Origin of the sequence: Streptomyces sp. NPDC060027 (assembly GCF_042737005.1) — a bacterium.
In the GTDB taxonomy this organism is placed as follows: Bacteria; Actinomycetota; Actinomycetes; order Streptomycetales; family Streptomycetaceae; genus Streptomyces.
In genome coordinates, this window is the sequence record NZ_JBHWVI010000294.1 from 1 (window position 1) to 8,866 (window position 8,866).

Annotated in this window: 6 protein-coding genes and 1 tRNA gene; 6 read left to right on the top strand and 1 reads right to left on the bottom strand. The window is 68.1% G+C overall.

From position 1 onward, the window contains the following. Positions 1–2: 2 nt before the first annotated feature. Positions 3–86: transfer RNA gene (locus ACFWBT_RS39130), tRNA-Leu, on the bottom strand. A 575-nt stretch (positions 87–661) separates the two neighbouring features. Between ACFWBT_RS39130 and ACFWBT_RS39135 the strand changes: the two genes are divergently transcribed. The 6 genes from ACFWBT_RS39135 (at position 662) to pknB (ending at position 8,819) form a co-directional block, all read left to right on the top strand. Then, positions 662–1,504, top strand: a complete 843-nt coding sequence (locus ACFWBT_RS39135; protein ID WP_385708481.1) for an FhaA domain-containing protein — start codon at positions 662–664, stop codon at positions 1,502–1,504. A gap of 10 nt (positions 1,505–1,514) precedes the next feature. Continuing rightward, the gene (locus tag ACFWBT_RS39140; RefSeq protein ID WP_385708484.1) at positions 1,515–2,039 is read left to right on the top strand and encodes an FHA domain-containing protein; all 525 of its coding nucleotides are present in this window, start codon (positions 1,515–1,517) and stop codon (positions 2,037–2,039) included. 120 nt (positions 2,040–2,159) lie between these two features. Beyond that, a complete protein-coding gene (locus ACFWBT_RS39145; RefSeq protein ID WP_385708487.1) occupies positions 2,160–3,701 on the top strand; it encodes a Stp1/IreP family PP2C-type Ser/Thr phosphatase in 1,542 nt (513 codons plus the stop codon). 26 nt (positions 3,702–3,727) lie between these two features. Then, on the top strand, positions 3,728–5,176 hold the full coding sequence (locus ACFWBT_RS39150) for an FtsW/RodA/SpoVE family cell cycle protein (protein WP_266760641.1): 1,449 nt from the start codon (positions 3,728–3,730) through the stop codon (positions 5,174–5,176). Then, entirely contained in the window at positions 5,173–6,651 is a 1,479-nt protein-coding gene (locus tag ACFWBT_RS39155; protein WP_385708491.1) for a peptidoglycan D,D-transpeptidase FtsI family protein, read from the top strand. Before ACFWBT_RS39150 ends, ACFWBT_RS39155 begins: the two co-directional genes overlap by 4 nt. 170 nt (positions 6,652–6,821) lie before the next feature. Next, positions 6,822–8,819, top strand: a complete 1,998-nt coding sequence (gene pknB / locus ACFWBT_RS39160) for a Stk1 family PASTA domain-containing Ser/Thr kinase (RefSeq protein ID WP_385708494.1) — start codon at positions 6,822–6,824, stop codon at positions 8,817–8,819. Positions 8,820–8,866 lie beyond the last annotated feature (47 nt).

Genomic DNA, 8,866 nt, shown 5'->3' on the forward strand with positions numbered 1-8,866 from the left:
GGTGCGCGAGGGGGGAGTTGAACCCCCACGCCCTTTCGGGCACTGGAACCTGAATCCAGCGCGTCTGCCTATTCCGCCACCCGCGCATTGGGTGTGTCGTCCGTCTCCCACCGAGTGGTGCGAGCGCCTGCCGACATCCAGAAGATTAGCACGCACTCAGGGGTGGAATCACATCCCTTTCCTCCGCCCCCGGCACCCGGCATTCCCCGCCCGCGCACCCGGCATCCCCAGGCCCGCGCCCTTGCCCCGCCCGGGCCGACGGCCCGCTCGACACCGGCCGCCGGGACGGCCTTCTCCCTCACGGCACCCCGCGCGCATCACACGTCTCAGACAGAACCGGTTCACGTATCAACCTCGTACCGGTCCTGCGCATCTCCCCAGGAGCCGGACGGGCCGCACAGTCAGGTGCGGGACACTGGTCGCGGGGCGCCTCTACGATCCATGGCAGGAGTAGTGCCGGGAAGAGTTCGAAGAGGGACCTCTCAGGGAACGTGCGGAGGGACTTCGGAAGGCAGTCGACAACCGTCGACCGGGCCGACAGGGGGAACCAGCCGATTTCCCGACGCGTGGATACGATCAGTAAGCAGTACCAGCAAGGCCAGCAGGATCAGGTGGACGACAGCAAGCTGTACCAGGACGGCTACGCAGGAGGAGGTGCCCCATGGGAGTCCTGAAGAAGTTCGAGCAGCGTCTCGAAGGTCTGGTCAACGGCACCTTCGCCAAGGTGTTCAAGTCCGAGGTCCAGCCCGTGGAGATCGCCGGAGCGCTGCAGCGCGAGTGCGACAACAACGCCACGATCTGGAACCGCGACCGGACCGTCGTCCCGAACGACTTCATCGTCGAGCTGAGCACGCCGGACTTCGAGCGCCTCAGCCCCTACTCCGGCCAGCTCGGCGACGAGCTCGCGGGCATGGTCCGCGACTACGCCAAGCAGCAGCGCTACGCCTTCATGGGCCCCATCAAGGTCCATCTGGAGAAGGCCGACGACCTCGACACCGGTCTGTACCGGGTGCGCAGCCGTACGCTCGCCTCCTCCACCAACCAGCAGTCCCCCGAGCGCGCCCCCGCGGGCCCTTCCCCCTCGGCTCCCCGCGGAGCCCAGGGCGGTTACGGCTACCCGCCGGCGGCCGCTCCCCCCATGCCGTCCGCGCCGCCGCCCGGCGGCCGTCCGGGCGCGGCACCCATGGGTGCCCGACCCCCGGCCGGCCCGGCGGCGGGCGGCCGTATGCGGCACTGGGTCGAGATCAATGGCGCACGCCACCAGATCTCCCGCCCGACGCTGGTGCTGGGCCGCAGCACCGAAGCCGACGTGCGGATCGACGACCCCGGCGTATCGCGCCGGCACTGTGAGATCCGGACCGGAACGCCCTCGACGATCCAGGATCTAGGGTCCACCAACGGCATCGTGGTGGACGGGCAGCACACCACCCGCGCTACGCTCCGCGACGGCTCGCGGATCGTCGTGGGCAGCACCACCATCATTTACCGGCAAGCCGAAGGGTGAAGCGGGGGCAATGTCAGAGCTGACCCTCACGGTCATGCGGCTGGGTTTCCTGGCCGTACTGTGGCTGTTCGTGATCGTGGCCGTGCAGGTCATCCGCAGCGACCTGTTCGGAACGCGCGTCACACAGCGCGGCTCCCGCAGGGAGGCCGCGAGGCCTCAGCAGGCCGCGCGGCCTGCCGCGCCTCCGCAGCAGCGCCAGCAGCAGCCACCAGCCGGTGGCGGCGGCCGGCAGCGCCGCGGAGCACCGTCCAAGCTGGTCGTCTCGGAGGGCACCCTCACGGGAACGACCGTCGCGCTCCAGGGCCAGACCATCACCCTGGGCCGCGCGCACGACAGCACCATCGTGCTGGACGACGACTACGCGTCCAGCAGGCATGCCAGGATCTACCCGGACCGGGACGGCCAGTGGATCGTCGAGGATCTCGGCTCCACCAATGGCACGTATCTCGACCGGAACCGACTGACGACTCCCACGCCCATTCCGCTGGGCGCGCCGATCCGCATCGGCAAGACCGTCATCGAGCTGCGGAAGTAGTACGACAATGAGCGAGCGGAGCGAGCACGCAGCGGCGGTCCACACGACGGACCCCGGCGCGCTCCCGACCGGAGGGTGGGCACCGTGCGGATGTACCCGGAGCCGACGGGCGAGGTGCGCATGAGTCTGTCACTGCGCTTTGCCGCCGGATCGCACAAAGGCATGATCCGCGAGGGCAACGAGGACTCGGGCTACGCCGGTCCTCGCCTCCTCGCGATCGCCGACGGGATGGGCGGGCAGGCCGCGGGTGAGGTCGCCAGCTCCGAGGTGATCTCCACCATCGTCGCGCTCGACGACGACGTACCCGGCTCCGACATCCTCACCTCGCTCGGCACCGCCGTGCAGCGTGCCAACGACCAGCTCCGGCTGATGGTCGAGGAGGACCCGCAGCTGGAGGGCATGGGCACCACGCTCACCGCCCTGCTGTGGACCGGCCAGCGCCTCGGCCTCGTCCACGTCGGCGACTCCCGCGCCTATCTGCTGCGGGACGGCGTCCTGACGCAGATCACGCAGGACCACACCTGGGTGCAGCGTCTCGTCGACGAGGGGCGCATCACCGAGGAGGAAGCCACCACCCACCCGCAGCGCTCCCTGCTGATGCGCGCGCTGGGCAGCGGCGACCATGTCGAGCCCGACCTCTCGATCCGCGAAGTCCGCGCCGGCGACCGCTACTTGATCTGCTCCGACGGCCTCAGCGGCGTCGTCTCCCATCAGACGATGGAAGACACCCTCGCCAGCTACCAGGGCCCGCAGGAGACCGTGCAGGAGCTCATCCAGCTCGCGCTGCGCGGCGGCGGCCCGGACAACATCACCGTCATCGTGGCCGACGTCCTCGACATCGACTCCGGGGACACCCTCGCCGCACAGCTCTCCGACACGCCTGTCGTGGTCGGCGCGGTCGCCGAGAACCAGCTCCAGCTCCACGACAACGGCGCCATGCAGACCCCTGCCGGCCGCGCCTCCGGTCTCGGCCGGCCCGTGCCCGGACAGGGTGGCGGCGGCGAGTTCGGCCCGCCCGGCAGCGGCGACACCACCGGCTATGTGTCCACCGGCGGCTTCGGCGACTACTCCGACGAGGACTTCGTCAAGCCGCGCACCGGGCGCAAGTGGCTGAAGAGATCCTTCTACATCGTCCTGACGCTCGCCGTCATCGGCGGCGGCCTGTACGGCGGCTACCGCTGGACGCAGACGCAGTACTACGTCGGCGCCAAGGGCGAACACATCGCGCTGTACCGCGGCATCAGCCAGGACCTCGGCTGGGTCTCGCTCTCGAAGGTGGAGAAGGATCACCCCGAGATCGAACTCAAGTACCTGCCGCCGTATCAGCAGAACCAGGTCAAGGAGACGATCGCCGAAGGCGGCCTCTCCGACGCCAAGTCGAAGATCGACGAGCTCGCCGTGCAGGCCTCCGCGTGCAAGAAGGACGCCGCGCGCCGCGCCGCCGAGAGCGAGAACAACGCGAAGACCGGTGAGGGCGAGGCCGGTGGGACCACGGGAACCACAAAGACCTCCCTGACGTCCAAGGCCACGTCCACCCCGAGCCCGACCCCGTCGAACTCGGCACCTTCGTCCTCCAAGTCCACGACCGCACCTACTCCCACACCCGGCCCCAGCCTCTCCGACGAGGAGCAGAAGCTGGTCTCGCTGTGCGGTAAGCAGTAAGAAGCCGTGAGGGGCCCTGTCACACGATGAGCAGCAGTACGAACACGCCGACGCACCACACGTCCACGATCGGATCGATCGGCGCACCGAGCCGACGTAATACCGAGCTGGCCCTGCTGGTGTTCGCCGTAGTCATCCCGGTGTTCGCCTACGCCAACGTGGGCCTCGCCATCGACGACGCGGTACCCGCCGGCCTCCTGAGTTACGGCCTGGGCCTCGGCCTGCTGGCCGGCGTCGCCCACCTCGCCGTACGGAAGTTCGCCCCGTACGCGGACCCCCTGCTGCTGCCGCTGGCCACGCTCCTCAACGGGCTCGGCCTGGTGGTCATCTGGCGGCTGGACCAGTCCAAGCTGCTCCAGTCGATCAACCAGGCGGGCAACGCGGCACCGCGCCAGCTGCTGTACACCGCGCTGGCCATCGGCCTGTTCGTCGTCGTGCTGGTCTTCCTCAAGGACCACCGCGTCCTGCAGCGCTACACCTACATCTCCATGGTCGGCGCCCTGGTCCTGCTGCTGCTCCCGCTGGTCCCGGGTCTCGGCGCCGACCTCACCTACGGCGCCAAGATCTGGATCTCGGTCGCCGGATTCTCCATCCAGCCCGGTGAGTTCGCGAAGATCGTGCTGGCGGTCTTCTTCGCCGGCTACCTGATGGTGAAGCGGGACGCGCTGGCCCTCGCCAGCCGCCGCTTCATGGGCCTGTACCTGCCGCGCGGCCGCGACCTCGGCCCGATCATCGTCGTCTGGGCGATCTCGATCCTCATCCTGGTGTTCGAGACCGACCTCGGTACGTCGCTGCTGTTCTTCGGAATGTTCGTCATCATGCTGTACGTCGCCACCGAGCGGACCAGCTGGATCGTCTTCGGTCTGATGATGTCCGCGGCCGGCGCCGTCGGTGTGGCCAGCTTCGAACCGCACGTCCAGACCCGTGTGCAGGCCTGGCTCGACCCGATGCGCGAGTACACGCTCAGCCAGGCCGGGGTCCAGGACGGTGTCATCCACTCCGAGCAGGCCATGCAGGCACTGTGGGCGTTCGGATCCGGCGGCACCCTCGGTACCGGCCTCGGCCAGGGCCACTCCGAGCTCATCCGCTTCGCCGCCAACTCCGACTTCATCCTCGCCACGTTCGGCGAGGAACTGGGCCTCGCCGGAGTCATGGCGATCCTGGTGCTCTACGGCCTGATCGTCGAGCGCGGCATCCGCACGGCCCTCGCGGCCCGCGATCCCTTCGGCAAGCTGCTCGCCGTCGGCCTCTCCGGCGCCTTCGCGCTCCAGGTCTTCGTGGTCGCCGGCGGCGTCATGGGCCTGATCCCGCTGACCGGTATGACCATGCCGTTCCTGGCGTCCGGCGGTTCCTCCGTCATCGCCAACTGGGCCCTGATCGCCATCCTGATCCGCATCAGTGACACCGCACGCCGCCCGGCCCCAGCGCCCGCCCCGAACCCCGACGCCGAGATGACCCAGGTGGTCCGCCCGTGAACAAGCCCCTGCGCCGGATCGCGATCTTCTGCGGGCTGCTCGTCCTCGCCCTGCTCATCCGTGACAACTGGCTCCAGTACGTCCAGGCGGACGAGCTGCGGACCGACACGGCCAACCGCCGTGTGAACATCGAGCGGTACGCCACCCCGCGCGGCAACATCATCGTGGACGGCAACCCGATCACCGGGTCCAAGACGTCCACCACCGGCGACTACGAGTACAAGCGCACGTACAAGGACGGCGCGATGTGGGCGCCCGTCACCGGCTACGCCTCGCAGGCCTTCGGCGCCAACCAGATCGAGAAGATCGAGGACGGCATCCTCACCGGCAACGACGACCGGCTCTTCTTCCGGAACACGCTCGACATGATCACGGGCAAGAAGAAGAAGGGCGGCAACGTCCTCACCACCCTCAACGGCGCCGCCCAGAAGGCCGCCTTCGAGGGCCTCGGTGCCAAGAAGGGTGCCGTCGCGGCCATCGACCCCAAGACGGGCGCGATCCTGGCGCTGGCCTCGACGCCGTCGTACGACCCGTCGTCGTTCGCCGGCAACTCCACGTCCACGGACTCCAAGGCCTGGAACAAGCTCCAGAAGAAGAACAACCCCGACGACCCGATGCTGAACCGGGCGCTGCGCGAGACCTACCCGCCGGGCTCCACCTTCAAGGTCGTCACGGCGGCCGCCGCCCTGGAGAACGGGCTCGTCCCCGACGCGGACACCAAGACGGAATCGCCGGACCCGTGGATCATGCCCGGCACCACGACCAAGCTGCCCAACGAGGGAAACCTCCCCTGCAAGAACGCCACCCTGCGCGTCGCGCTCAAGGTCTCCTGCAACACGGTCTTCGGCAAGGTCGGCGCGGACCTCGGCAACGGCAAGATGCTGGAACAGGCCAAGAAGTTCGGCTTCGGCTCCGAGCAGTTCACGCCGATCCGCTCCAGCTCCTCGGTCTTCTCCGACGGCATGAACACGTCGCAGACCGCGCTGTCCTCGATCGGCCAGTACAACACCGCCGCCACCCCGCTCCAGATGGCCATGGTGGCCTCCGCGGTCGCCAATGACGGCACCCTGATGAAGCCGTACATGGTCAGCGAGCTGAGCACGCACAACCTGGACGTCATCGAGCACACCGACCCCGAGAAGCTGAGCCAGCCGCTCTCCAAGGAGAACGCGCAGGTTCTCCAGTCGATGATGGAGACGGTCGTCAAGGACGGCACCGGCAAGCGGGCACAGATCAACGAGCAGGGCGTCACCGTCGGTGGCAAGACGGGTACCGCCCAGCACGGCGTCGACAACAGCGAGAAGCCGTACGCCTGGTTCATCTCCTACGCGAAGCTCTCGGACGGCAGCTCGCCGGTCGCCGTCGCCGTGGTCGTCGAGGACGGCAGCGCCAACCGCGGCGACATCTCCGGTGGCGGTCTCGCCGCCCCCATCGCAAGGGACGTGATGAAGGCAGTCATCGACAGTAAGAAGTGACCCCGCTCACGTCCCCTTCACATCGGTGCACGTTGCGATACCGGTCCTGTCACGGGTGACGGTCTTGGCCAGGTCACAGAAGCCGATCCGGGTACGGTATGCCCGGACAGCACACCGCCGGACCACACAAAGGTGCGGTCGGGACCGACGGAGAGGGCTGGTAGGTAGCTATGGAAGAGCCGCGTCGCCTCGGCGGCCGGTACGAGCTGAGCCACGTGCTCGGCCGTGGTGGCATGGCAGAGGTCTACCTCGCGCATGACATCCGGCTCGGCCGTACTGTGGCGGTGAAGACGCTGCGGGCAGACCTCGCACGCGACCCGTCGTTCCAGGCCCGGTTCCGCCGGGAGGCCCAGTCCGCCGCCTCGCTCAACCATCCCGCGATCGTCGCCGTCTACGACACGGGTGAGGACTACATCGACAACACCTCCATCCCGTACATCGTGATGGAGTACGTCGACGGATCCACCCTGCGCGAGTTGCTGCACTCGGGCCGCAGGCTGCTGCCCGAGCGGTCCATGGAGATGACCATCGGCATCCTCCAGGCCCTCGAGTACTCCCACCGTGCCGGCATCGTCCACCGCGACATCAAGCCCGCCAACGTCATGCTGACGCGCAACGGCCAGGTCAAGGTCATGGACTTCGGCATCGCCCGCGCCATGGGCGACTCCGGTATGACGATGACGCAGACGGCCGCGGTCATCGGCACGGCCCAGTACCTCTCGCCGGAGCAGGCGAAGGGCGAGCAGGTCGACGCCCGCTCGGACCTCTACTCCACCGGCTGCCTGCTCTACGAGCTGCTGACGGTGCGCCCGCCCTTCGTAGGCGACTCCCCGGTGGCCGTCGCGTACCAGCATGTCCGCGAGGAGCCCCAGCCTCCGTCGGTCTTCGACCCCGAGATCACGCCCGAGATGGACGCGATCGTGCTGAAGGCCCTCGTCAAGGACCCTGACTACCGGTACCAGTCCGCCGACGAGATGCGCGCCGACATCGAGGCCTGCCTCGACGGCCAGCCCGTCGCGGCCACCTCCGCCATGGGCTCGGTCGGCTACGGCGGCTACGGCGACGACCAGCAGACCACGGCCATGCGCTCCTCGGACGCCCAGCCCACGTCGATGCTGCCGCCGATGAACCCGGACGACGGTGGCTACGGCTACGACGACCGCCCCGACCGCCGCCGCCAGAAGAAGAACAACACCTCGACGATCCTCCTGGTCGTCGCGGGCGTCCTGGTGCTGATCGGCGCGATCCTGATCGGCAAGTGGGCGTTCGGGGGCGACGGAGTGAGCGACAAGCCGTTCGCCGCACCGAACTTCGTCGGGCAGACGAAGACGGACGCCGACCAGATGGCCGAGAACGTCAACCTGACGCTCGCCGTCACCAAGAAGCCCTGTGAGAGCGAGAAGACGGGCAACGTCTGCAGCCAGGACCCGAAGGCCGGCACGCAGGTCAACAAGGGCGACACGATCAACGTCGTGGTGTCGACCGGTGCGCCGAAGGTGGTCGTTCCGAACGTCACAGGCAAGCAGCTGGACAAGGCCAGAGAGATCCTCGGGGCCGACAAGTACGACTTCAACGTCAAGACGAAGTACGAGGAATCCGCAGAGGCGGAGAACAAGGTCCTGGAGCAGGACCCGGGGCTCGGTGACGAGGTGCAGAAGGGGTCGACGATCACCCTGACCGTCGCCAAGGCGAAGAAGCAGTCCACCGTCCCGGACGTCTCCGGCAAGACCTGCGACGAGGCCAAGGCGCAGATGACGGCCAACGACCTCGTCGGCGAGTGCGCCGATGTGGAGACCGACGACCAGAACCTGGTCGGCAAGGTCATTCAGACGACCCCGCCGGCCAACAGTCCGGCGGACCCAGGCTCCAAGGTGACGATCCAGATCGGCAAGGCCAAGCAGCAGCAACAGTCGAACGTGCCGAGCGTCGTCGGCCAGACGGTGAAGCAGGCGAAGCAGACCCTGCAGCAGGCGGGCTTCAACGTCCAGTTCGCCAACGGCAGCGATCAGAACGACAACGCCCTCGTGGCCAGCCAGGACCCGGCCGGCAACAGCCAGGTCGACAGCCCGGACAACACGACGGTCACGCTCACGACGGTCAGCATCGGCGGTAACAACAACGGCGGCAACGACAACGGTGGCGGCTTCTTCGGCGGCAACGACGGATAGGCCCCACCAAGGATCGGCGTCGGGCAACCGACGGAAAGGGCCCCGGC